Annotated in this window: 16 protein-coding genes; 7 read left to right on the plus strand and 9 right to left on the minus strand. The window is 50.6% G+C overall.

Annotated elements, in window-relative coordinates; all coding sequences use genetic code 11:
* Nucleotides 1–23: 23 nt before the first annotated feature.
* From ACZ5ZZ_RS05210 to ACZ5ZZ_RS05235, 6 genes are read right to left on the minus strand one after another with little or no spacing between them, the layout of a single operon-like run.
* Nucleotides 24–581 carry a hypothetical protein gene (locus ACZ5ZZ_RS05210; RefSeq protein WP_464134086.1) on the minus strand — a complete coding sequence of 186 codons (558 nt, stop codon included), beginning with the start codon at nucleotides 579–581 and terminating at the stop codon, nucleotides 24–26.
* The gene (locus tag ACZ5ZZ_RS05215; protein ID WP_464141574.1) at nucleotides 578–2,257 is read right to left on the minus strand and encodes a hypothetical protein; all 1,680 of its coding nucleotides are present in this window, start codon (nucleotides 2,255–2,257) and stop codon (nucleotides 578–580) included. The genes ACZ5ZZ_RS05210 and ACZ5ZZ_RS05215 overlap by 4 nt, the downstream gene beginning before the upstream one ends.
* The gene (locus tag ACZ5ZZ_RS05220; RefSeq protein WP_464141576.1) at nucleotides 2,254–2,871 is read right to left on the minus strand and encodes an OmpA/MotB family protein; all 618 of its coding nucleotides are present in this window, start codon (nucleotides 2,869–2,871) and stop codon (nucleotides 2,254–2,256) included. Before ACZ5ZZ_RS05220 ends, ACZ5ZZ_RS05215 begins: the two co-directional genes overlap by 4 nt.
* Nucleotides 2,871–3,641 (minus strand): motility protein A, encoded by a 771-nt coding sequence (locus ACZ5ZZ_RS05225; protein ID WP_464141578.1) that lies wholly within the window; start codon nucleotides 3,639–3,641, stop codon nucleotides 2,871–2,873. The genes ACZ5ZZ_RS05220 and ACZ5ZZ_RS05225 overlap by 1 nt, the downstream gene beginning before the upstream one ends.
* Nucleotides 3,638–4,240: a tetratricopeptide repeat protein gene (locus ACZ5ZZ_RS05230; protein ID WP_464141580.1), complete on the minus strand. Its 603-nt coding sequence runs from the start codon at nucleotides 4,238–4,240 to the stop codon at nucleotides 3,638–3,640. The genes ACZ5ZZ_RS05225 and ACZ5ZZ_RS05230 overlap by 4 nt, the downstream gene beginning before the upstream one ends.
* A 16-nt stretch (nucleotides 4,241–4,256) precedes the next feature.
* Nucleotides 4,257–8,213 (minus strand): NHL repeat-containing protein, encoded by a 3,957-nt coding sequence (locus tag ACZ5ZZ_RS05235; protein WP_464141581.1) that lies wholly within the window; start codon nucleotides 8,211–8,213, stop codon nucleotides 4,257–4,259.
* Between the two features lie 267 nt (nucleotides 8,214–8,480).
* Between ACZ5ZZ_RS05235 and ACZ5ZZ_RS05240 the strand changes: the two genes are divergently transcribed.
* Nucleotides 8,481–8,972 carry a Dps family protein gene (locus ACZ5ZZ_RS05240; protein ID WP_464141583.1) on the plus strand — a complete coding sequence of 164 codons (492 nt, stop codon included), beginning with the start codon at nucleotides 8,481–8,483 and terminating at the stop codon, nucleotides 8,970–8,972.
* A 51-nt stretch (nucleotides 8,973–9,023) separates the two neighbouring features.
* Here the strand turns inward: ACZ5ZZ_RS05240 and ACZ5ZZ_RS05245 are convergent, their stop codons facing one another.
* Nucleotides 9,024–9,878: a substrate-binding periplasmic protein gene (locus tag ACZ5ZZ_RS05245; protein WP_464141584.1), complete on the minus strand. Its 855-nt coding sequence runs from the start codon at nucleotides 9,876–9,878 to the stop codon at nucleotides 9,024–9,026.
* A 134-nt stretch (nucleotides 9,879–10,012) separates the two neighbouring features.
* On the opposite strand from ACZ5ZZ_RS05245, the gene ACZ5ZZ_RS05250 reads away from it, so the two are divergent.
* The 6 genes from ACZ5ZZ_RS05250 to ACZ5ZZ_RS05275 all read left to right on the plus strand — a co-directional run bounded on the left by ACZ5ZZ_RS05250 (nucleotide 10,013) and on the right by ACZ5ZZ_RS05275 (nucleotide 15,692).
* Nucleotides 10,013–10,447 (plus strand): helix-turn-helix domain-containing protein, encoded by a 435-nt coding sequence (locus ACZ5ZZ_RS05250; protein WP_464141585.1) that lies wholly within the window; start codon nucleotides 10,013–10,015, stop codon nucleotides 10,445–10,447.
* Nucleotides 10,448–10,515: 68 nt separating this feature from the next.
* Complete coding sequence (locus ACZ5ZZ_RS05255; protein WP_464117739.1) at nucleotides 10,516–11,724, plus strand: S41 family peptidase; 1,209 nt, start codon at nucleotides 10,516–10,518, stop codon at nucleotides 11,722–11,724.
* A 183-nt stretch (nucleotides 11,725–11,907) separates the two neighbouring features.
* Nucleotides 11,908–12,525, plus strand: coding sequence for a hypothetical protein (locus ACZ5ZZ_RS05260; RefSeq protein ID WP_464141587.1), 618 nt, complete (start codon nucleotides 11,908–11,910; stop codon nucleotides 12,523–12,525).
* Nucleotides 12,526–12,564: 39 nt separating this feature from the next.
* Nucleotides 12,565–13,782, plus strand: a complete 1,218-nt coding sequence (locus tag ACZ5ZZ_RS05265; RefSeq protein WP_464141589.1) for an RDD family protein — start codon at nucleotides 12,565–12,567, stop codon at nucleotides 13,780–13,782.
* Nucleotides 13,779–14,717, plus strand: coding sequence for a rhomboid family intramembrane serine protease (locus ACZ5ZZ_RS05270; protein WP_464141591.1), 939 nt, complete (start codon nucleotides 13,779–13,781; stop codon nucleotides 14,715–14,717). Before ACZ5ZZ_RS05265 ends, ACZ5ZZ_RS05270 begins: the two co-directional genes overlap by 4 nt.
* Before the next feature lie 99 nt (nucleotides 14,718–14,816).
* On the plus strand, nucleotides 14,817–15,692 hold the full coding sequence (locus ACZ5ZZ_RS05275; protein ID WP_464134109.1) for an endonuclease I family protein: 876 nt from the start codon (nucleotides 14,817–14,819) through the stop codon (nucleotides 15,690–15,692).
* A 294-nt stretch (nucleotides 15,693–15,986) separates the two neighbouring features.
* Here the strand turns inward: ACZ5ZZ_RS05275 and ACZ5ZZ_RS05280 are convergent, their stop codons facing one another.
* Complete coding sequence (locus tag ACZ5ZZ_RS05280) at nucleotides 15,987–20,681, minus strand: hypothetical protein (protein ID WP_464141593.1); 4,695 nt, start codon at nucleotides 20,679–20,681, stop codon at nucleotides 15,987–15,989.
* A gap of 307 nt (nucleotides 20,682–20,988) precedes the next feature.
* Nucleotides 20,989–23,937, minus strand: coding sequence for an L-glutamate gamma-semialdehyde dehydrogenase (pruA, locus tag ACZ5ZZ_RS05285; RefSeq protein ID WP_464141595.1), 2,949 nt, complete (start codon nucleotides 23,935–23,937; stop codon nucleotides 20,989–20,991).
* Nucleotides 23,938–24,000 lie beyond the last annotated feature (63 nt).

Genomic DNA, 24,000 nt, shown 5'->3' on the forward strand with positions numbered 1-24,000 from the left:
TAACAAGACGGGTTTTTTTGTGTTTACAGCGGCAGGCTGAGGCCGACAAAACCGTCAAACTCGGTGGCCTTGCTATTGGAGGGGCCGGAAAGGCCCAAGCCCCGGACTTCGGCTTTCACGCTCAGATCCGGTCGCCATTGGTATTCTGCTCCGACGGCCAAACCAAATCCGCCATAAGAAGTCTGTGTGGACTGGAACTGGCGCTGATGAAAGGACAAAGAAAAGTACGGTCGCCATAAGGGGCTGATTCTGATGGCTGTGTCCTTATTGTGAAACTCGGTGGTCGACGTGGTGGTTAAAGGGAAGTAGGCAAGTCCCAGATCCGGCCCGTAGCCCAGATCACCACCAAAGGTTTCTGTGGCATTCAGGGAATATCCCAACCCCAGCTCCAAGGACGAAGATAGGGGATAGCGATATGCTACCAGATAGCTGCCGACGCCGGACATGCTGCCAGAGCCGTTGTCGGTGCTGGCATTGATGGTAAATCCGCCAAACATCAGATCCAGCTTCCCCTCGGCAAGACTTTGTGAGGCTCCCAGTAACAAGCCCAGAGAGATAAGGGTGATTTTTAGTTTTCTCATGCAGCCTGTTCCTGCTCGTTTGTCGGGATCGTTGCAATTTCTGTGGGCAGTGTTTTCATCGCATGGGCCACGCGCTCGCGGGCATCACCAATACGTTGTGTGGCTGGTGTCTGCATATCGAAGTGTTTTAGCAGTTCAAAATAGCGCATGCGCTGACGATCTGAAAAACGACTTTCCACTTTTTTGCGTTCGATTCGAGACACGTTGAACATAGCCAGAGCCCATTCTTCCACTTTGATTCGCGGAACCAGAATATCCATCTGTGCTTCAGTCAATTCAAAGACGGGATAGAATGCCGGGCGCATTTCTGTCAGATTCAGATTGCCAGAAGCTTGATAGATCTCTTTTTCAATCTGCGGATCGACGATCTTCAGGTAGCTTAAAAGATCCTTCTGGTTTTTGTAGCGCTCAAGCATCTGCACGTTTTGCAAAGGGGCTAATTCCAAAGCACGCTGGCACAAAGCCGCGATGCGATCGCTTTTAAGGGGCGCCGGAGTGTGAGATGGATCCAACAGAACACCCCAGGCTCCCGGGTAAACTTCACGAGCCACCTGTAATGAGAACGAACGAGGCAGATGAGCCAGGATTGAGAACGCTTCGGTGCGAGGAAGGCCTTTAAAGAATTCAGTGCGGCGAGTGTCCAGGCGCCAGATCATGATCAGCAGGTTCTGCCATTCTTTTTGCAGTTCATTGCGCGTGATGCGCAGACATTTGTTCAGAATGTCGATGCAGTGGCTGTCGACTTCTCCGGGCTCGCTTAAAGCCCGCAGCCAAGTGTCCCCAAATGAAAGACTGAAAATCTGCTGACGGCAGTCGAAAGGGAACTCCACCAGGAAGGCTCCGAAAGAGGCCGGGTATTCTTCAGCAAAATTTTGCAGTAACATCATATCTTCCAGATTTGGGAACGAGGCGTTGTCCTTTAGAATCTGAATGCCCGCGTGCAGGGTCTCGCGTGTCTTAATGGGATCGTTGAAACGGATGTCGCCGCTGCGATAGGGGCCCGGATTTTTTTCAGCAGTCTCAAGCGTCGGCATTGGCATTGTCTGAGCCGTCGAAGACGCAGAGGCATTCTTGCCTGCTTCGCGGAAGCCTTCTTGCAGTGAGCCTGAAAGGCGCTTGGCGCCGAACCAAGTTGCTCCCCAGATGCCGGCCATAATTAACAACAGAGCCGCAAGGCCCAAGGGCAGCCAGACATTGAAAAGAGTCTGATTGTCTTCAAGACGGCTCCATTGACGGCGCTGAATTTCGACGGTGTCGCGGGCTTCCACCAGGCTGAGATTTTTTGCCAGGGCCGACTTCAGTTCGCCAACTTCATCTTCTGAAAGAGTGTTGGGGACAGAGACACTGACGATCGTTTTTTTCACTCGTGTTAACAATGCGGCATTGGACAGATTTGGGTCATCCCATTCGTCGAGAATTTCTTCGTCGCGCAGGTCATAGTAAGGAAGTTTGTCCGAGGTTTTTCTTTGCACATCCCGCATCAGAGGATCGATGGCCACGGTCACGATAAAGGGATGTTGGGGGAAGCGTCCTTTCAGAAGACTTAGGGCCTCTTGTGAAAGGGATTTTTCCAGCTCCACCACCCGTGGGTGTTTGTAATTCTGGGCCACGGCCGGGAAACAGCCTAGCACCGCAGCAATAAGGATCAGCATCTTGCTGAGAATAAAACGTTTCATAGAACCTCCGGTTGGATTACCAAAACAATTTTGCGGGCCAGATCCAGCGTTGAGGCCGGGGCTCTGACGTTAGGGCTGATTTTTGCCAGTTCTTCGGCGGTGACGGTCAGCTCTCCGTAACCACCCACCTGGATTCGTTCAAGGGGCACACCAGAACGTTGAAGGATACGCATTGTCGCAATGGAGCGCAGAGCGCTGAGTTCCAGATTGTCTTTGAAGCGATGATTCTTCCGGGGATTGATTTTTTTATGGTCTGTAAAGGCCCGAATTCCGACCTTGTACTGACCCGCATACGGCAGATAGGTCTTGATGAATTCCTGCAGCACCAGACGACCAGAGTCCGTCATTTCAATTTTTCCTGAATCAAAAAATGAGATGCCCGGGAACTCCACCAGAATGTGATTTCCCTGGTCATAAGCGACGCTGTGGTCCTCCTGACTCTGCAGATGTTTTAGCAAAGCCATTCGCACCCCGTTGCGATATTCGGTTTCTTGTTCGTTGGGATTGATAGAGAAGAACACGATGAAGAAGGTCAGCAGCAGGGTGACCATGTCACCATAGCTGATCGCCCATGTACCTTCACTATCCACATCGACTTCGTCAGTGCGTCTCATTAGCTCTCCAATCCTGTCGAGTTCAAATGAAGTTGCTGCTCCTCTGGAGCATAGGAATTCAATGTTTCCTGGGCCTCCAGCAAAGGTGTGTTCTCGGCCATCAGCAGCAGTGTCTGAACTGCCAGATGTCCCAGATCCTCCTCATCAGCGGCTTTCTTTTGAATCAGTTCGCCCGCAGGATTCAGAACCAGATTGGCCAGCACCAGTCCATACATGGTGGCGACCAGTGCCAGGGCCATTTCAAAGGCAGTTTGTTTTCCGGAAAGTCCTTTTGATACACCATTCATCACGTTCACCAGCCCAAGAACTGTTCCCATCAGGCCGAATGCCGGAGGATATTTCGCCAGACTGCGCAGGGCATTGGCGATTTTCTTTTGGCGGCGACCGTATTGATGCACACGTTCTTCAAGAATTTTTTGCAGTCGTTCCGAGGGCACCCCCAGAGACAGCAGTTCCATCCCATCCAAAAGAATGCGACGGTGCAGTTGTCCCTCAGTTGTGGTGGGCACTTGCCCCTTCAGGGTGGCCAGGCAGTCCTCCAGAGCGGACTGATAGTTCGGGGCCGTCTTTTTCCAAAGTTTCTGCAGTGCCAGTTTCAGGTCTTTGCGCAGATCCCAGGGCATGGTCATCATACCGACGGACAAGGTGCCTCCCAGAACCATCAGCAGCGCGACGATATCCAGGTAGGAATGGACGTTTTGTTTCAGATACATGATGGCTGCCGAAAAGAAGCCGACGGCCACCAGGATGGAAAGAGGGAAGATGCTCACAGTTCACCTCCGGATTGGTACTGGCTCAGACGCTGAATCATGTTGCGTGTTTCGATGTTTTTTGGATTGAGATTTGCCGCTCGTTTGTAAGAATTCAGGGCCTGTGTCAGATCTTTTTTTAGATAAAACACATTTCCCAGAAGTTCATGGAAGGTCGCCACGTCTGGATACTGGGTCACCATCAGTTGCAGTGTCTGCTCGGCGCGCTCCAGATCCTTGTTGCGGATTTGCTGTTGGATCAAGGCCACGTTGCTGGCGACGTGATCCAGGCGATCTTCGGTTTTTTTATTGTTTTCGCGCAAGGACACCGAGATCTGGGTATCCTGTGGCACTTTCGCAGCAGGGATGACAAAGTTTTCGGACAGGTAGCCGTCTTTTGAAAGAGTGATCTGAAAGGCATTGCGCGAAGGTGGCAGCCTGTTCGCATCAACGCTGAGCGGAGTTGTCCCGATCTTGGTCAAGGTGCCTTCTGAGGACTTGAAGTACACGTCTGCGCCTCCTGGCTCTGATTGGACGTGCAGTCCCGGTGATGCGCACCCGGTGAAGGACAAAAGCAGTGGGATGGTTGCGATGATTGTTCCGAAATTTCCGCGTCTCATTGTAAACACTCCTTGATTACCACCATTTTTTAACTTTTCTGATCACTTTGCCGTCGCGTTCACCGATGTACAGATTACCCTCGCTGTCGAAGGTCAGGCCGTAAGGGGTGAACAAAGAGGCCTTGATTTTTTTGATGCCAGAGCTGGAATCAATACCCAACCCCTCATGTTCGGTCGTCAGCTGACTGCCGGCGCGAACGGCCGAGCTGTCCGCCCCGATGACGATTTCTTTGGCGCCATCAGATCTTTTCACGCAGGTGACACGATGGAACCCCACTTGTCCGTCAGGGTTTTCAGCGACCGTCAGCAAGTTCGAATTAGTGGTGTTCGTATTCGTGGCATTAATCGTATTCATGCCTGATCCACTGGTGTAGCAGATCATGTCTTTGCCGGGATCGCTGGGGTCTGCATAGACCGTCAAACCAATGGCATAGCCGTCGTTGATGGTGATGATTCTTTTGACCTCATTGGATAGGGCGCTGACTCCGGCGATTTCAACATCACTGCCGGACAGATTGATGTATTTGATTTCGCTGGTTGTTTTGTTGGACTGGTCAATCACCAGCATGTTCGTCGGATATCTTGGGTCTTTGACGATGGAAAGAGGATACTCGAAGCGGGCAGAGGTCAGAGCGCCCTCGGCGTTCCCGGCCGCGCCACAAAGGCCTGCGACCGCAGTCAGATTTCCGGTCACATCCACCTTCATGATGCAGTGTCGGCGGAACTGGGTGAAGTAGATCGTGTCATCCTGGGTTGTGGTCATCGAAAAGGGTTCCATGCGAGCTGCGGCCGCTGCGGTTCCATTGGCGGATTCCGTGCCGCAACCTTGGGTGTAGTTCCCTGCAATCAAGCCGACTTTTCCGTTGTCGACAGGGCTGCCGTAGAATGTGCCAGACGGGCTGTTCTGATTGTATAGATAGAAACCACAGGATCTTGTGCCCCCCGGAACCCAGTGACGGTCCAGGACAAGAAGATTGTCGGCCACCAGCCCCAGGCCGCGCAGTCCATGCAGCAGAACCTCGTGGGCGCTTTGCATGTTGGTGTAGGTTCCGTAGCCCATTCCCAGAACTGTGTCGAGCAGTCCAGTGCTCAGATCCAGCTTGCGCACGCGATTGTTTTCGGTTGTCTTTCCGTCGGGTTGGAAATGGGTTGGCATGTTGAGTCCCGCTTCTGTTGTATCAGCCACCAGCAGACTGTTGTCGCTGCTTCTGAAAAGAAGATCGGAAATAAAGTTCAAACGGGCTTTGGCAGCGTCTACCGCAGGTGAGTCTGGAGACGAGTTGGATTTGGGGTCTGTAATCGTAAGAAGAGTGTCGATGTTTCCGTCGTTTGTACCAATATCCAGAGTGCGCAGGCGGTTGTTTGAAAAGTCGACCAGAATCAGTGAGTTGTTGTCGATGGTAATGCCATAGGGGTTAAACACGGTATTGGTACTCGCGGGCTTCGTGTTTCCACTGTAGTTTCCGGTGCCGTTACCCCAGATCGTTTGTGACAGATATGCCCCTACAGCGACGCTTCCAAAGGTTTTGGTGGTGTTGCGAGCATTGGAATAAATCACACGGTGAGCATCGGTGGAGGTGACGAAAAAGCCCTCAAGGACTCCAGCCACCTCATGAATGGCCAGTCCCCGGGGATAGAAGTATCGGACTGTGTTGGGAACTTGTGTGCCCCCCGCAGGGGCGGAACAAGTGCTTTGCCCAAACACACTGAGCACCTGATTCTGTGCCAACACTTGAGTGCCCGAACCCGCAGAGTTTGGCAGCGTGATGCCACCGGCACTGTTTAGGTTGATGGCCCGAACATAGCAAGCGCCGCCGTTGGATTGTGTGAAGTAAAGGTTGCGCTGACTGTCCATAGCCAAAGCCCAGGGTGTGTTAACCTGACCTGTGCCAGCAGCCAGCGTTGTTCCATTGGTAGTCGCGGCGGTGGATTGATTGGAACCATTCAGTCGTCCGACAAGAATTCGCGCCGTCCAGGTTGCCGGATTGGCGTTGGTGATGTTGACCTCTTTGATGGCATGAGTACTGGAACAGGTTACGTACATGCGCTTTGCGGTGTTATCAAAGGCCATTTCAACCGGGCCACCGCACACATGATTTGTGGCCAGTTCATTATCGGTATTGCAGTTGGTGAATCCTGCAGCACACTGTAAGTTGGTTTCATTGCCAAAGACGCGCAGACCTTGTCCGTTGCTGTCGATGCGAACGATGCGGTGATTTCCCCGATCGGCAATGTAAAGCATGTTGGCAGTGCCATCATAATACATTCCCTGGGGGGAACTGAGCTTGTAGAGATTGTAGCTGTAAGACGGACTGCTGTCGACAGAGCGTCCGCTGGCACCATTACCGACGAGCATCTTGATTTCCCCGGGCTGCAGGGTTTTTCCCAGGACCGACTGGGCTTTGTCGGATCTGTTGTAATACCAGACAGCGTGATTGGAGGAATCAGAGAAGAAAAAGTTGTTCACAACCGTCAGTCCGTCATTGTTCAGAACTTTGTGAATCAGGCTGTAGTTGATGCGCAGTTTGTAGGGTTCGGTCAGGGCGTTGATCCAGCCGTCGTTGTTGGTGTCTGTCATGATACCGGGAGCGCCGACCAGCGTGCAGATTTGTCCGGCCTGCAACTGATTGCAGGCATCACTGAAGTGATTGAATTGAACTGTCCAGGTGTTGGTGTTGGAAAATTCAAAATCCGTGGCGCGATCCTCTCTGGCACGGACCGAGATCGTGTGACTTCCCACCAGGGATAAATTCGGATTAAAGATCAGCTGGTGCGGGCTTGCGTTGTTGATGCTCAGATAGTTTGGGAGTCCGCTGAAGGGAGGTTCATAGGTGGCACCGTCGATAATCCAGATGTAGCGAAGGACATCGGCATTTTCATCAGTGCTGTTCACCGAGAAGGTCATATTGGGAGTGTCATAGTTGCGTGCCAGAGAAGTGGCGGAAGGAGCCGGGCCGGAAAGAACCGGGGCTTTATTCAGCAACACCTGCACGTTGAAGCTTGATTCTGCCCCCGTGCCGTCAGAAACCTTGGCGGTCAGGGTGTAAGGCCCCAGTCCCGGCAAAGGGTCCAGAGTCGAGGCATGCAAAGTTAAAGAGGTGCTGACCTCTCCTGGAAGAGGGGTGCCTTCCAGTTCCCAACTGTAGGAGATCGGTGGAACTCCGGTCACATCCAGCATGTTGAAAACCTTCGATCCTGAGGAGGGGATAATGACATAAGGACTGGAGTTGGGGGAAACTCCACCGATATTGGCCACGCCGGAGTTGATGATGGAAACAGTCCAGGCCGGAGAGATGCTGGTGACATCATGCCCGTCTCGGACCTCGACACTGATTGTGGCAGTGCCGGACAAAGTGCAGTTCGGGACGAAATCAGCCGTGGCACCAGCACCGTTGGAGTTTTGATTGACGAAGAAAGTCGTGCCCGCCATCCCGTTGACTTTCCAGGTATAGGTTCTGGCATCGTTATCTGCATCAGAAGTGGACACGGACAGGGCAAGACTTCCAGAGCCACAGGTGACAGAGGCTCCGGTGGCTGCAGGACTTCGTGCGGTGATTACCGGAGGCGTATTTCTGTGAATAACAAAGCTGTGGCTGTCCGTGGATTTTCCATTTGTGACCGAGACTGCAAGGGTGTGATCTCCAGGCGGAAGCGAGGCCCCCGACAGAATATGGAACGAGTTAGTGGAGCTCAGTTGGGCTCCGTCCAAGGTCCAGACATAGGTCAGATTGTTGCCAGCTTGAGGGTCCACGGTGATGGCGAAGGTGGTTTCGCTGGTAGAGCTCATGACAACTGGTGAGCCTGTGGGAGTTAATGCCGTGATATCCACCACACCGGCTTGCTGAGGATCCACATCCAAGAGGTCGCTGAACTTGCTGCCGCCGCCGCCAGTACAGCCCGAGAGAAGGACCATTGCCAGGGTGAGCGAGATTCGAGCCATATTCAAGTGTGTGTAAAGAAAATTTGATCTCATAGTAAGAAGATCGGACCTAAAATGTGTCATCTTGAGAGAGCAACACACGATAATTCACATTTTCAGGTACCTAGGTCCTGAGACTTGCAAACGTTTAATTAAACTTAGGTTTGCTTAGTACATTTGGGGGATCAGTTTCGTGAGGAAGCTGTCAGGAAAAGTCGAGGATGCCTCCCAAAGGTCCACACATCACTACAGTCCCAGGAAAAAATAGTTTACTCTTGGAAAGCTAACTCTAGAAGTTTCAACGTGTGAAAGGAACATCCCATGGCAAAGAAAAATAGCAGCAGTGTAGGCATTAATATTGGCATCAACGAAAAGGACAGAAAGAAAATCGCTGATGGCTTGTCCCGTTTGCTGGCGGATTCCTACACTCTTTATCTTAAAACCCATAACTTTCACTGGAACGTTACGGGACCTCACTTCCAAACACTGCACGTGATGTTCGAAGGCCAATACACAGAATTGGCAACCGCCGTGGATTTGATCGCTGAGCGTATCCGCTCTTTGGGTGTCGCGGCTCCGGGTACTTATAAAGAATTTGCGAAACTGACCAGCATCGAAGAACCCGTTGGTGTTCCCTCTGCGACGGAGATGATTGAACAGCTCGTGGAAGGACAGGAAGCTGTCGTGCGTACGGCGCGCTCCATCTTCCCACTGGTTGAAAAGGCCGGGGATGAAGTCAGTGCGGATCTGTTGACCCAAAGAATGCAGCTTCACGAAAAAACGGCTTGGATGCTTCGCAGTTTGCTGGAGTAGTTCTTTAAAATCACCATACTTGGTCAAAAGCCTCCGCAAGCGGAGGCTTTTTTATTTTCCCAGTTGCAGATCCAGGATCTTGGGGTAAGCGGTCTGATTCTTTTTCAGGGCCTTTTCAATTCTTTGAAAAGTCTGCTCATCGATGTTCTTGCGAAAAGCGATATGCAGATTCAGTTTTGAGTTCGGCACCACAAAGATCTGGAATTCTTTTTCCGCCTTAAGTTTATGCAGAATGTATTCTCCATTGGAGGCGGTGGGGATAAAAATTCCATCCAGTCGATGAGAACGCAACTTTTGAATGTTCCGTTCGATAACATCTTCGCCACTAAGGGATTCCACCTTGATTCCCTGTTCAATCAATTCATGGGGGGTAATGGAGTCTTTTGAGTGCCCCAGCGTCAGACCTTGGAAGTCCGCCAAGGACCGGACCCGGGCCAGAGGGGAGTCTCGACGAACGATGATGGCCGAGGAGGTTGTGAAGAGGGCGACGCTTGAAAAGCGCAGGAATTTTTCACGCTCCGGGGTGCGTGCCAAAAACAGGGCGGCATCGGTTTTGTTGTTTTGCAGATCCTGCAGAACCCTTGCAAACGGAGTTGGGATCCATTGGATTGTCACCCCCGGTGGGGGATTTAAGTACTTCTGAAAAAAGATGATGCCCGGCCCCCGAGGGGTGCCCTTTTCCACAAAGATGTGGGGTGGGAAATCATAGACATTCACGCGCAGAGTGTCTGCAAAGGCTCCAGGGCCGATCAGGGCCATTGTAAGAAAAACTAGAAGTACTTTGTTCAAGGTGTATCCCGGTCTGGTGCCGGACACTATATCAAAGCCCCGACAGATGTAAATGAGGACTTCGATAACACCCTTTAAATAGAAATAGCGGTCAAGAGGCATTTTGAAGACCGACAAAAGTCCAGTGTTTTGGACTGTTTAAAGTGTCTCAAAAAATATTTGCAACTGGCCCTTAATTCTCAGCGTGATACGCCGATAGGTACAAAGTGAGTCAATTAAGCTTTGATAATGTTTCAAAAGGGGAGGACTAAATGTCACGTACAGTTATGATCGTGGTGAGCGATAACCAGGAAACCATCGAGAACACAAAGAAGTACTGGGAGAATTACGATGTGACAGTTCAAGCATATTCTTCTGCACAGTTCAGAGAAGGGCTTGATAATGCATTTTTCAGACAGCAACTGGTAGCAGGTGTTCCGGCTTTGGCTTCTGGCACAAGCCCGATCAACTCTGACGTGGGTGGCGGCAACGTTATTCAGTTCCCAACACCGACTGCAACAGCAACTAGCGTACAAAAAATGGAAGAGCTTGAAGCTCAAGCCATCGAAAACGCGATTGTTCAATACAAAGGCAACCTGACTGAAGCTGCTAAAGCTTTGGGCATTGGTCGAGCAACCTTGTATCGTAAAGTAAAGCAATACCACATTGATCCTTCTGCGGCTCGCAAGAAGAAAGTGGCGGCTTAGTCTCCTTTTGAATTGAAAAACGAAGACCGGGTGATAAAACACTCGGTCTTTGCTTTTACAGGACTAAGATGACCCGTACTTTCTTCGCTATTCTACTTGCACTTGGCTGTGCCTATGCGGCCTACCACTTCACTCTAAAAAAGAGTTTTGTAAACCCGTACCCGGTGCTTTGCGATCTGGTGTCGCAAAAAATATTCCTGGATGATGCCAAAATAAAAAACTGGAAAAAGACCTGCCATCGTCGCAGTCGTCTGGTCACGCCTTATTCTCAAAAAAAGCTGATCATCAAAGACATGAACAATGTGCTGGCCCTTTTAAAAGTGTCCCATCTGGAAGTTTATGATTCCAAAGAGGTCGCCAGTATCTGGCGGGGGGAAAGTCTGGAAACGGGCATTGAAAGCCAGTTTGTGGATGGAGAGCTCGTGATCTTCAAGGTGCATCCCAACTCTCCAGCCGAGGCTTTGGGGCTGCGCCGTGGGGATATTATTCAGACAATCAACGCGGAACAACCCAATCCCTGGGACGCTCAGACTGAGCCGGGCTCTTACCTGATTCTTCGCAAAGACAAAGAGTTTTCCGTGAAAATGAAACCTCGGTCGATTATCCGTTCTGAAGAAATGACTCTGGAAGCAAGGGCTCCAGGGCAGGCGGTCTTGAAAGTGCCGTCATTCCGTGCCGCCTTCTTCGCAGATGAAAAAATGCAAAAGCTTGAAGCAGATCTTCGCTCTTTCAAGCGAGTGGTTGTGGACTTGCGCGGAAATGCCGGAGGAAACTTTGTTGCGGGCCTTCGATTTTTATCCCTGTTTTTGTGCAGACCCGAGTTGGTGGGAAGTCTGGAACGTCCGCGTGTGACGGTGAAAAGTTCTGCGGAACTGCCCAATGAACTGGATGATCAGGCGCAGTTGGCGGTTTTGGATGCGCACAGCGAAGTTCTTTTAAAAACATTCGCTCGGACAAACTGCTATGAAGGGGATGTGCGGGTTTTGGTGGATGGAAAGAGTTCCTCCGTGGCGGAAATGGTTGCACAGGCATTAAAAGAATTCAGAAAAGCGCCGTTGTTGGGAAGCCCCAGTCGCGGGCAGCTTCTGGTGGGAGTTTGGTATCCACTGGATGAAGTGGCTCCAGGGGTGCAAGTCTCCATTCCTGAAGCAGTTTACCTGAGCCAGAAGAAGCATCGCATTGAGGGTCAGGGCGTGGAGTTGGACCGGGTCCTGTATTATCATTTGCCGGAAATGCAGGCGGGGATTGATTCCTGGGAAAAAAAGGCCCTCGACTAGACCCTCGGAATTTGGATTTTTATGTGTCAGGATGAGATGATCAGAATGATACGTCTAACATCTTTTGTACGTCTGTTCAGGCCTTGTTCAGCTAGAATGAATAAGTGCGGTTTTTAAACGGCATGCCCTTCGCAATGGAAGTCATCAGGACTCGAACTGTCGTGACTTCTGAGGGGTGAAATAATGAGGAACGCAAACGTGATCGAATTTCCAAAAGCACAATCTGTAAGAAAAAGATTGCAGGACAAAGCGCAAGAACAAAAAGCGGTCCTGGTTCTGTCCATTGCCTCTGTTTTGATTATGACAGTTTTCCTGAATCAATGGCTGGTGCGCAGTCCGGATCAGGGTGTGGCGACGACGGGAAATCGTGGGGTTGCAAGCTTCGCACCTTCCAGTTTTGCCAAAGACGTTAAGTGGGAGCATGATCTTGCCAAGCGCATGGCGCGGGAAAAATCCACCGTGGCGGCAAGCCTGGCGGAAGCGCCGACTTTGCGTGATGAGCTGGTATTTGGTTTCCTGGAAGGCAAGTACGGCATGAAAACCGTCGAGGGCCGTATTGAAAGTCTTGAATTCATTGATGCTCAAGCCGGCGAACAGCCCATGCAGATCCAGGATAAAGCGGAATTCCTGAAGAAGTATTCCGAGGCCTTTGGTGTGCAGTTTGCGGAAGTCAGCTTGGCGCAGAACTCAGCCGGGGAGCAAGTCTATAGTCTGATTGACTCCTCCAAAGAGATCGTCGGCAAAGCTCAGTTCGTGACTGACGATCAGGGCCGGGTCCAGGCGATCCATTTCGCGCACTAATCTCTTTAGTGTTTCCTGTTTCAAGCCGATACGATCCTTATGGTGTTTCCAGATCTATCGGCTCCTGAAGTGAAGCCTCATTATCCGAAATCCAGTTCCGTGCCTGTCGCTTTCGTGGCGGACAGGTTTGTGGCGTTGATACTGGATTTTTTAGTTTTTTCTCCTATCATCAGTCTGTTGATTGCCGGTTTGGTTCGTCAGACAAAAACATTCTTTTTGTTGGATATGCAGTCTGCGGAGGGTGTGATTGCAGCGTCACTGGTTATCAGTTGCATTGTTGTGCTGGTCACCATCCTGCAGTCAGTGTTTTTGTACTTCTGGCAAGCGACACCAGGACAGTTGTTCATGCAGATCAGGGTGATTTCTTATCCGATCTATCAGCCTCGTTTGACTTACGCACAGTGTTTGATCCGTTCCGTGTGCTGGAGCTTTGGATTCTTGCTTCTGGCCTTGCCGTTTTTGGAAATCCTTAGTCATCCGTTCCGCCGGGCCTTTCCGGACCGCGCAGCAGACACGCTGGTCATCACGCTTAAGAAAGAACATGATGACGGGCCGATGCCTATCGAGTCTCGTTTTATATCCTCGTGGATGCGCATGAGCTTTTTGTTTTTGGCTTTGTTTGGAGTTCTGGGCTTCATGAAGGCCTATCATGGTCTGCAAACTGGAGCCTTTAAATCCACCGTTGAAAAATCAACGGTGACCGCCTGTCGGGAAGTCAAAGGGACTGAGGGCTTAGAGGGGGCGGCGCGATTGGATACCGCCTTGTCGTTATTCCTGCTCAATGAAATTTCGGGCGAGTGTCTGGAAAAAGAAGCCGACGTGGCCCTGTGGGGAGACCCGGTGAATTCTCAGCCCCTGGCTTATCTGGCGAAATATTTACTGGCAGACGGTAAAGCCCAGGAGGCCTACTTTGCCAAGGTTTGTGAAGACTCTTCTTCTGCAACCTGCGCTTTGGCTCGTTATATGGCAGAAGATGGTGATCTTGAGGATCTTGAAATGGCGGATTCCAGTTTGCTGGTGACGCAGTTCCTGAAGTCAGAGGATCTTTTTGCTGCCCAGGACTATGTGGGAAGCTTAAAAGCGATTGCACAAATGCAGAAAAATCCAGTCATGAAATCCGCACTGGAAAAGCGCTATGTGCGCTCGGTCTGGGCTTTGCGCGACACTGAATTCACACCTCAAAAGGGCCGGGCTCCGGCCAGTGTTGATCCGGGAACCTGGATCGATGACTTTAAAGAGCGCTATGAGGTTCCATGATCATTCCATGTCCAGAAGATTTTAAGGACTATTCCCGCTATCCGCTGACTATCACACTGGCGGTGCTGAACGTTTTCATTTTTATTTTGATTTTCAGCGGAGTGGGTTCAAGTCTGAGTTCTTCACCCGTGTTGCAGAAAGACGGGCTGATTTTGACGGGACGCCTTTATTATCAGTATTTGCAAACTCTGCCAGCCCAAGATCTTTATGCCAAACCTGAATGGGTCTTGCAGATGGGTTCATCGAACACGGATCACATGGGGCTTCTTGGAGCCTATGCGCTTCGGGATTCCCGTTTTCTGCAAAAGGCTGAGGCATTGACCTATCGCGGGGACGAGGTGCAAGTGACTTCGTGGCGTAAAGATATCTCTGAGTTTCGTAAGAAGTATCAAGAGCAGCTGTTGTATCGCTTTGGCTTAAGCTCCGGTGCCAAAGGGCCGCTGTCCTGGTTCACCTATCAGTTTTCTCATTCCAACTGGATGCACCTTCTTTCCAACTTGGGTTTCCTGGTGCTTATTGGCGCGGCGGTGGAAGTGATGGCCGGCAGTGGAGTCTTGCTTATCGTCTATATGTTGGGTGGCTTTGCTGGAGGCATGGGCTTTTTGCTTTCAGATCTGCATGGAACTGTGCCGATGGTGGGGGCGAGTGCTTCTATCAGTGCGCTGTTGGCATTTTATTGTCTGGCGGAAATGCGAGCGCGAGTTCGTTTTCTATACTTTGCCTCGCCCATGCCCGGGCACTATGGCGCGATTTTTTTACCGACCTTGTTGATTATCCCTTTATTCCTGGTGGTCGATGTGGCGAATCTTTGGGCGACCCCTGAGGGGATTGGCGGGGGCGTGGCCTACGCCGCTCATATCGGCGGCAGTGTTTTAGGAGCGGTCCTTGGCTGGGCCTATCGTGGGCGCTCGATTCAACCTGCATCGCAAAATTGATCTTGTAATTTCTATATACCCGTTGACAGGATCGTTACGGTTAGGACATCTTACTTCGCAGAGGCTGTAGATCACCCCCAAACCGAATGGTGGACCTGAATGAAGCAAATGCTGCTCATTAAGTCAGTGATTGTTTTTACATTGTTATCTTTTGTTGGTGTTGCGAATGCGGCGCCGTCTTCTCAACTGGTCCCATATTACGGGGAAGAGTTCTATCGCGATCTAAAAGCGGGGGCTTCCGGTGAGACCCTTCAAAATCGAATCAAAACTGTGATGCGCAACTATCATATGCTGGTGAAAGGTTCTTACGATCAAATCGTGAAGGCCTGCCCACAGGGACAAGGTCGTTGCTATGCTCACACGGCGATCGGGTACAATGCCGCAAGAGTGTTTTTAATGGGGAACTACTACTTGGTGAAAGAAGGCAATCAGTACGCGGTTCGCGATGTTTATTGCAACACCGAACGTGGCCCTGAGGATTTCAAGAGCTCTCAACCCTCTCCTGGCAAGATTCCGAATAACACGGTGATCAATGTTGAGCACACCTGGCCTCAAAGTAAATTCACACGCCGTTTCCCGGATGATGTTCAAAAGTCTGACTTGCATCACTTGTTCCCGACAGATTCCCAGCTCAATGCGATTCGCGGCAATCATCCTTTTGGTGAAGTGACGAAAGATCTGATGGATTTGAAATGCCCGGAATCTCGCTTCGGTATCGGAACTTCGGGTTCTGATGAGGTGTTTGAACCACCACAAAACCACCGTGGGAACGTGGCCCGTGCCTTGTTCTACTTCTCTTTGCGCTATGATCTTCCGATCGACCCTCAGCAGGAGCAAGTTCTGCGTAAATGGAATCAGGAAGACCCTGTTGATGAAGACGAGATGAAACGTAATATCGAAATCTACAAAGTTCAGGGCAACAGAAATCCGTTCGTGGACTTCCCAGAATTGGCCGACCGATTAAATGATTTCTAAGACTCATTAAAGTTGATGAGCTTCAAAAGCCAGCGTTGAGCTGGCTTTTTTCGTTTTCGGGGCAGGCTTGGGGCCGTTTGCTTAAGTTCTTTGCAAAATAGGGTGGATTTTTTGGCGCAGGGGCGAAATTCTTAAAAAATCTGTAATAAGACTCTTGCAATCGTGTTTTTGTTATGCTGCAATCATTTTTACGGGAGGGGTGATACCACGGAAGGTCTCGGGGAGCATGATGTTCTCACCTCTATTTTAATTAGATTAAGAAAGGCCACTGGAAACAGTGGCCTTTTTCTTTTTCTAGAACCGGGAAGCGCGAACCTGGTGCAGCATATTGATCGAGGTGCCCGCACCCATTGGAGTTCGGCAATAAAGTTTGTCTGCGGTTGTGAGCGCACAGAACATCGACCTGGTGGTGCCGGAATAATTCGTGGCTTTGAGTTTTGCAAAGGTCACACCGCCAGAAATCACAGTCGGTGGATTCAAGTAGTCACCCAGTTGCCAGAAGTGCACGGCGCCATCCGTTGTCAGAGCGATCAGTTCTCCGTTGCCAACAGCGACTTCTTTATAGCTGGTCGGACTGTTCACCACCACAGGGACATTGCTAAAGCCACCGCCCCAACATTCCAGATTGGTTCCACTAATCCCGCAGGCAATCGAGTTGCCCAGCACCAGTTGGCTGTAAGTGCGACCGCCATCGGTCAGGGTGCCTGTGGAGTTGGCAGTGCTGTTGTGTCCCAGTTTCCCGGCTGAACCCGTACCCCAGCACCGCACTTGAGCGTTTTCCAGAATACCGCAGAAGCGGTCGTCGCTCAGTTTAATGTCAGTGTATTTATAGCCTGGATCCACGCTGATGGGGGTTGAGCTTGCGCCTGTGCGCATGATCGAGCCAGATCCCCAACAATACACCTCATTGTCTAAACTCAGGGCGCACGCGGCGTAGGTCGTACTTTGAATGATGGGTTTGAACTTCACGCTGGTGGCCACCAATGTCGGGATCTGACTGGAGACGGAGGCACATACAGGCGCGGAACTAGAGCCCCATCGGTACAAGCTGCCAGCGCTGTTGATGGCATGCACACAGTAGTTTTCCGCCGTGGCCAGGGCTTGAATTGCCAGGCCTCCCGTGTGTACCAGATCCAATTTAGTATTCGTCGTGTCGTTGTCGCCCAAAAGTCCATTGGTATTCACCCCTGTGCAGTAGGAAGAATCCGCAAGACTCAGGCAGATCACACCTCGAGAGGATATGACTTTGCCGCTGCTGAAGTCCACATTGGGCTGAGCTCGCAAGAGGGGATGACCCAGCATAGAGCAGTAGCCTCCTCCATCATTGCGGATGGCGCAGACGCGGCCATAGGCCGTGGCAAAGTCGCGATAGGATGAGTAAAGATCGACAGCCTCAAGGACTGGAGTTGCCGTTTTAGGGATATCCCCATAGTTCGTACCATCGCCGAAACAGTAAGGCATATCATCGTCCGACAAGCCGCAGATGGAGCCATCGTTGGTCTGAATGGTCTTCCAGACGATGTTCGTATTCAGCAGAGTCGGTGTCATATAGGTCCGGTCTGTCTGTGCGCTGTTGTAACCACCCTTGATTCCGGAACCCCAGCATTTCAGTTCATTGTTTTCAGTGATTGCACACACGTGATTGTCAGATCCGCTGATTTGCAGGTATTTCGTAGTTGAATTCACAACCGTCGGCGTTGGATTGTTGATCGTCGAGCCGTTGCCCAGTTGGTAAAGATTGTTGCGCCCCCAGCATTTGATTTGCTGAGTGTCGCGGGTGATGCCGCAGACATAGGTATAAGAAGTCACATCACTGTATTTCACCCCAGGGTCGACCTGGGTCAGGACGCTATAGGAGGCCGTACCATTGTTGGCGATTTGTTTATAGGTGTTATTGCCATAACAGTACAAATCATCAGCCAGAGAAATCGCACAGATCGTGGAAGATTGAGCAGCCACGACTTTTTTAAACTTCACCACACCGTCATCAATATAGTAAGGCGTGATAGGAGACGCCGAAACGTCCCAGCAGCGAACCCTGTCGTCGGAGGTGATGCCACAGGCTGTGTAGTATTTCAGACTGATGGACTTGTAAGTCACACCGGAGTCGACAATGGTGCCACTGAGGCCGCCCACGCCACCGCAGTACACTTGATTAGCCTCACTCAGGGCGCAGAAATTCATTCGCGTTCCAGTGACTTGTTTAAAGTTTGTACCCGCCTGGGTGATTGTGATTCCTGCGGTGGTCGCATTGGCCTCGCCCCAGACGCGGATTTTACCGTCATCAGCCAGGGCCAGGAAAGAAGGCTGCGTGTAGTCAGAGCCGTGAGCGAAACTGAGGATTTTTTTGTAACTGTTGGTTGTATTTTTAATGACGAATCTTTGTCGTGAGTTAATGCCAACGACAAAGTCTGGCTGGTCTGTGTGCGTGATATAGACATCCAGATCCTTGTCGTTGGAATCCATTGTGTTGTTCAGAGTATCAAAGGTGATTTGCGCTGAAAGCTGACCTGCAGGAACCTCGATGTAACCCAGTCCCAGATTGTGATCGACCATGTAGATCGCATCCCCGGAAAGATTGTAGTAAACACGGACTGGAACCGTGGATACGGCATCCAGAGTCACGCTCACTGCGATGGCGGTCTGACCTTCCGTAAACTTTTTACTGGAGGCACTGAAGTTCACGGATTTTGGTAAAGCTTTTTTCCAAGTGCGGGTGGTGGCGATGGAATAGTCCTGCCAGAGGCCATTGAGTCCGTTAAGTCCCACCACACAGAGCACCATATTGTCGCCGTCGGCGTTGGTACTTTGACTGGCGAAGATGCCAGTGGAGGAGCTGATTTCAGCGCTATAACCCGAGGAATTCGAGCAGACGGCATCTTTACCGAATTTATATTTAAAGGCGCTGATGCCAACTCCGCTGACCGTGAAGGCATGGCTGGCCTCAGAGGATTTCCCAACAGGCGCCCCAAAGATGGTGGCAAGCGTTGCTTGGGTGGAAAGTTTGGCAGTGAAGGCAAAGGAATCCTGCTGGGTCGAATTGAAAACAAGATTTCCGGCGATGTTAATGACGTCTTCGTTGTTTCCGGTCACGGTTTGAACGGACTGCCATTCCCCGTTGGTACAAGTGACAGTCGCAGGATTTGGAGCCGTGATGTTAATCGTGGCAGTGTTCGGGTAGCAGGTCCCGCGCATGGTGAAGGTCGGGCCCACATAGCCATTGGCCACGGGGGATGTCGGGGTGACATGGCGATTGATGGTGTAAGATCTTGTTGCCGAAGCTTGAGCCGTGCCTGCCAGCATCAGCTCAGCCGTGACGGTGATGGTTGTGTTGTTTGGGACATTTCCCAGCGCGAAGGATTTGGACCAGGTGCTTTGTGCCGTACAAGTGGTTTCACCGGAATAGGATCCAGAAATTTTAACTGTAGCGCCACCATCGCTGCAGGTTCCGCTTAGGTCCACGGAGTTGGTGATGTCCGCCACGGTGACTGGAGCTATAATTGAGACTTCCGGTGGCACGTAGGCAATGGCTGCCGAAGCGCATTCAGACTCGTTGCCGAAGACGTCGCGGAAGCGGGCTTTTAAGGACAGAGTCGAATTGTTGGTCAACGCCGTAAACTGGTTCTGAGCCGCGATGGCCTTCCACGTCCCCCCGGCGGTGCACGAAGAGTCTTCAGTCAGATAGTATTCTTTCATGTAAGAGGGGACATCAAAGGACACACGCAAAGTTTTTGAACTGGTCTGTGTTGCGCCATCATTGATAATGATTTCCTGGCGGATGGCGTCCTTGGGCATCCAGTACAGAAGAAAGCCGTCTTGTGCGTTTTGGGCATCCGAGTTGAAATTGAATGTGAAAGGCCCAGGCTCTGTACTGGTGAAAGCCTGCAGTCCCACAGGGGTAAACATGCCTGAAAAGGAATACAGTGTCAGACCATTTTGTCGGATGGATAAAATATCTTTATCGGTCTCGGTGGATAGAGTTGTTGCCGGCATGATATCCATGGCGGCTGTCGTGTTCACGGTAAAGGAGCAGTTTTCGTTGTTATTGTATCCGGGATTCTGCGAGTAAAGACTGCTTCGTACTATACCAAAGACGGCATTGGAAGAACCGCTCGAGCAAATATCATGAGAAGTGATCGTGTCGATGATGGGTATGCTGTCAGTGAAACACTGACTGACGATTCCAGTGGATGTTCGGAACTTAGCTGATACGAAATAATTGGCGGGGGTTGAAGACGGCAAATTCCAAGGATGGTCACCAGTCGTGCGTGTCAGCCAATTATCTGAACCCGTGCAGCTGTCGTTATTAAATAGAGTGTATTCGCTGAACACCTGGGGAATATAGAATCGCAGAGTCACTGATTGATCCATCGCAAGTTTCATCTGCATCGGATTGAGCAAAATGCCCATGGTACCGGAATAGACTTCAATCTTTTTCACAGAAGAAACATTTCCTGCGGCATCTTTAGCCTGCAGGAACAAATAGCTTTTCCCCTCGGGGAAAGTCATGTTGCTTTTCAGATTTGTGTAAGGTTCAGCAGCAAAAGTAAACAGATCCGTTACGGAAACAAAGGATCGGAAGGTGCATCTGTCATTCAGATTCTGGCACTCCCAACTAATGAATCCTTTATCATTCAGAATAATATCTGGCATGCTTAACAATTGTGGTGGAGTCGTGTCCTTGTTCAATGTGACAGTTTCTGATTTCACCTTTTTGGAAGTGTCAGCCAACTCCACCTGTTCAACAATCAGTGAGGCTTCACCTTCCCCCAGTTCATGAACGTCCAGTGAGTACTGCCAGACGCCGGTGGAGGGGCAGTTCATCTTACTGCGCTCGACCGAGTTGAGTTTGAAAGTGATTGGTCCCTCGGCTTTGTCACACTGACCCTCCAGGGTCAGTGTGGAGCCACTCAGATCCACATAGTTGTCTTCGATGTTGGTGATAAGTTTGAATTCTACTTTTGTCAGGGTTTCAATGACGGAGTCCAAAGTACATCCGCTTATCAGCAGTGCTGATATTAATACCGGGGTGTATGAAGAAATGATTCTTCGAAAACTGATAATGAACGCTCCGTGGTGGCCCATGTTCATATTTATCGGAATCCAAAAGGTTTTTTGTGAAATTTCTAACAAAGATCTGTTCGGTTTTGTTCTAGGAAATCTCACTTAAATACAGACCGGAGTCCTGAATTTAATTTCTGTAAGGTTCGTGTCTCAAAGTGGGAATTGAATTTCGGCAAAAAAAAAGCCCTCAGTTTTTGACTGAGGGCTTTGGGAATTTTAGTTTGGTGAAGGTCTATTCTTCCGCAGGAGCAAAACCACGGCGAAGAGTGTTCTCTGTCACACACGCAGGCTCCATGTACTGTTTCAAATAATCCGGGCCCCCGGTTTTGGAACCGATACCAGACATTTTGAAGCCACCAAATGGATGACGATCCACCATCGCGCCCGTGATACCACGGTTCACGTACAAGTTACCCACTTCCAGTTCTTCTTTCACGCGAGCGATGTTCGCCGGACTTCTGGAGAACACACCGCCAGTCAGAGCGTACTCTGTGCTGTTGGCAATATCCAGGGCCTGATCCAAGTTCTTCGCGCGAATCACGGCCACAACCGGACCGAAGATTTCAGCTTGAGCCAGTTTTGCATCACCTGGAACATCGCCGAAGATTGTTGGAGGAACGAAGTAACCGCCACCAGGGACAGAGCCCTTGAAGAGCAGTTTGTGATTCTTTTCCGCCTCTGCGATTGTGCCCAAAATGCGGTCATAGGCTTCTTTGTCCACGACAGGACCCATGTACGCTTTTGGATTTTCAGCCGGGTGGATTTCGATGGATTTTGCTGTTTCAACCAAACGGTCTACAAAACGTTCGTAAACCTCATCCAGCACGATCACACGGCTGGCAGCAGAACATTTCTGACCACTGAAACCAAATGCAGAATAAATCACGCCGTCAACGGCTTCATCCAGATCCGCATCGTTGTCGATGATCACGGCATTCTTACCGCCCATTTCGATAATGCATCTCTTAACGTGCTGCTGGCCTGGCTGAACCACAGCCGCGCGGTTCATGATATGCAGACCCACGGCTTTGGATCCTGTGAAGGCGATGGTTGTCGTGTACTTGTGGTTCACGATGTATTCACCAACTTCTTCACCGAAGCCTGGAAGGAAGTTGATCACACCTTGTGGGAATCCAGCTTCCTGAATCATCTTCATCAAGCCCCAGGCAACCACAGAGGATTGCTCTGCAGGTTTCATGACCACGGTGTTCCCGGCAACAGCGGCCGCCGTCACCATGCCAGCCAGGATCGCCAGAGGGAAGTTCCAAGGAGCGATCACCGCAGTGACCCCACGGGATTTATAGATGTACTGAGACACTTCACCAGGCAAGCCACCCACGCGAAGTGGTTTTTGCAGCTCACGCATGTGACGGGCATAGTAGCGGCAGAAGTCGATCGCTTCACCGATATCACCGTCAGCTTCCGCCCATGGTTTACCGACTTCCAGAACTTGTGTTGCGATCAACTTGAAGCGATCACGGGTCATGATGTCAGCCAGCTTGTCGACCAGAGCCGCGCGCTGTTCAGCAGGAACATTCTTCCATGTTTTGTACGCCGTTTGCGCGGCTTGCATGGCTTGTTCGGCTTGCTCGGTGGTGGCCATCTGGATCTTACCAACGATTTGGTCAGACTGGGAAGGATTCACTCGGTCAAAGACTTTGCCGGATTGAAGTTCCTTGTTGTTGATCACGATGTTCACGTTCACTGGCAAAGAGGCTTTCGCATCCGCCAGGGCTTTTTGCATTTTTTCGCGATCCGCTTTCACGGCAAAATCCAAAAGCGGTTCGTTGTAGAACTTGCCTGGTTTCTTTTGGATGGTTGCAGACGTCGGAGTCAATCCTTGTGCCGGGTCTTTCAAAAGCTCCGCCATGGATTTGTTGTCAGCAAATTTGCCACGCAACCAGGACTCATTGGACGTGTTTTCCAAAAGACGGCGAACCAGGTAAGCCATGCCCGGGATCAGTTCACCCACTGGGGCGTACTCACGCATGCGGTAGCCCATGTCCACGATGGTCTTTTTGATGGGTTCTGCCATTCCGTAAAGCATCTGGAATTCCAAAGCCTCTTTCGGGATGTTCAGTTTTTCTGCGTAAAGCATGCACGCCGCCAAAGTTCTGACGTTGTGAGATGCAAAAGCAGGGCGGATGGATTTGATATTTTCCAGCAGGTATTTCGCGCAATGTTCGTAGTTTGCGTCGGATTCCGCTTTGTTGGTGTAAACCGGAATCGGCCAGCCACGCTGTTCGGCTTCGATGGTTTCGTAATCCCAGTAAGCGCCCTTCACCAGACGAACCCAGAACGGAGTGCCACGTTTTTGCGCGAACTCTGTCAGGGATTTGACGTCTTCGAAGGAATCGCGCAGATAAGCCTGAATCACAATACCGAAGAATTTATAATTTTTGAATTCAGGTTCGTTGATCAGCTCTGTGAAGACTTCCAATGTCAGGTGTTTGACAGAGTACTGCTCCATATCCAGATTCACGAACACGCCTTTTTCCATACCCAGACGGAACACAGGGCGCAGACGGTCCTTCAGGATTTTCTTGGATTCATCCCAGGCGGCATCTTTGATCTGGGAATAAAGGGCTGTCATTTTCACAGACACGTTCACTTTTGGCAAAGCGCCTTCGTGATCGCGGTCGATCTGGGGAACTTCATCCCACTTTTCGGCGTCTTTGGCCAACCAAGTGATCAGCTCCATGTACTTGCTGCTGTAATCTTGCGCTTCTTTTTCAGACAAAGTCGCTTCACCCAAAATATCGACGGTGAAGGTCATTTTGTTTTTGCGTGCTTTTTTCAGAACAGGCAGAGCTTCATCCGGGCTTTCGCCAGTGATGAACATTTTTGCCATACCCATGACGTTCTTTTTGATCGCGCCCGCCATCAGGCCCGGAGCCAAAGAACCCAAACCCAAGCCCACGTTGAATACCGGTGGCAGGGTGCCGCCGTCTTCAGAGAAGTATTCTTTCAAGTGGCGCGCGACTTCATCTCCGGAGTTGATGGAGGGAAGAACGTCCACAAAGCGGAACATGTTGGTTTTGAATTTTTCGTTTTTCATACTCCATTCCATGATGGAGCCATACCAGAAATCTTTGGAGAAGATGGAAGCCTTGGATTGGCTTTCCATGCGTTTAAGGATTTCTTCGCCACGGGAGACAATTTGCGACTGAATGTCGTTCATATGCATTTACCTCTATAGAGGGCCGCATATTCGCTCTGCAAATTCAAAAATTCAAGCTTTAGT

Source organism: Bdellovibrio sp. HM001, from assembly GCF_055397275.1.

Excerpts from the sequence above, each read along its gene's own strand:
- ACZ5ZZ_RS05255 (WP_464117739.1), top strand. The coding sequence starts at position 10,516 with ATGACCCGTACTTTCTTCGCTATTCTACTTGCACTTGGCTGTGCCTAT.
- ACZ5ZZ_RS05230 (WP_464141580.1), bottom strand. The coding sequence starts at position 4,240 with ATGAGACGCGGAAATTTCGGAACAATCATCGCAACCATCCCACTGCTT.
- ACZ5ZZ_RS05235 (WP_464141581.1), bottom strand. The coding sequence starts at position 8,213 with ATGAGATCAAATTTTCTTTACACACACTTGAATATGGCTCGAATCTCG.
- ACZ5ZZ_RS05270 (WP_464141591.1), top strand. The coding sequence starts at position 13,779 with ATGATCATTCCATGTCCAGAAGATTTTAAGGACTATTCCCGCTATCCG.
- pruA (WP_464141595.1), bottom strand. The coding sequence starts at position 23,937 with ATGAACGACATTCAGTCGCAAATTGTCTCCCGTGGCGAAGAAATCCTT.
- ACZ5ZZ_RS05240 (WP_464141583.1), top strand. The coding sequence starts at position 8,481 with ATGGCAAAGAAAAATAGCAGCAGTGTAGGCATTAATATTGGCATCAAC.
- ACZ5ZZ_RS05250 (WP_464141585.1), top strand. The coding sequence starts at position 10,013 with ATGTCACGTACAGTTATGATCGTGGTGAGCGATAACCAGGAAACCATC.
- ACZ5ZZ_RS05220 (WP_464141576.1), bottom strand. The coding sequence starts at position 2,871 with ATGAGACGCACTGACGAAGTCGATGTGGATAGTGAAGGTACATGGGCG.
- ACZ5ZZ_RS05265 (WP_464141589.1), top strand. The coding sequence starts at position 12,565 with ATGGTGTTTCCAGATCTATCGGCTCCTGAAGTGAAGCCTCATTATCCG.
- ACZ5ZZ_RS05260 (WP_464141587.1), top strand. The coding sequence starts at position 11,908 with ATGAGGAACGCAAACGTGATCGAATTTCCAAAAGCACAATCTGTAAGA.
- ACZ5ZZ_RS05275 (WP_464134109.1), top strand. The coding sequence starts at position 14,817 with ATGAAGCAAATGCTGCTCATTAAGTCAGTGATTGTTTTTACATTGTTA.
- ACZ5ZZ_RS05210 (WP_464134086.1), bottom strand. The coding sequence starts at position 581 with ATGAGAAAACTAAAAATCACCCTTATCTCTCTGGGCTTGTTACTGGGA.
- ACZ5ZZ_RS05215 (WP_464141574.1), bottom strand. The coding sequence starts at position 2,257 with ATGAAACGTTTTATTCTCAGCAAGATGCTGATCCTTATTGCTGCGGTG.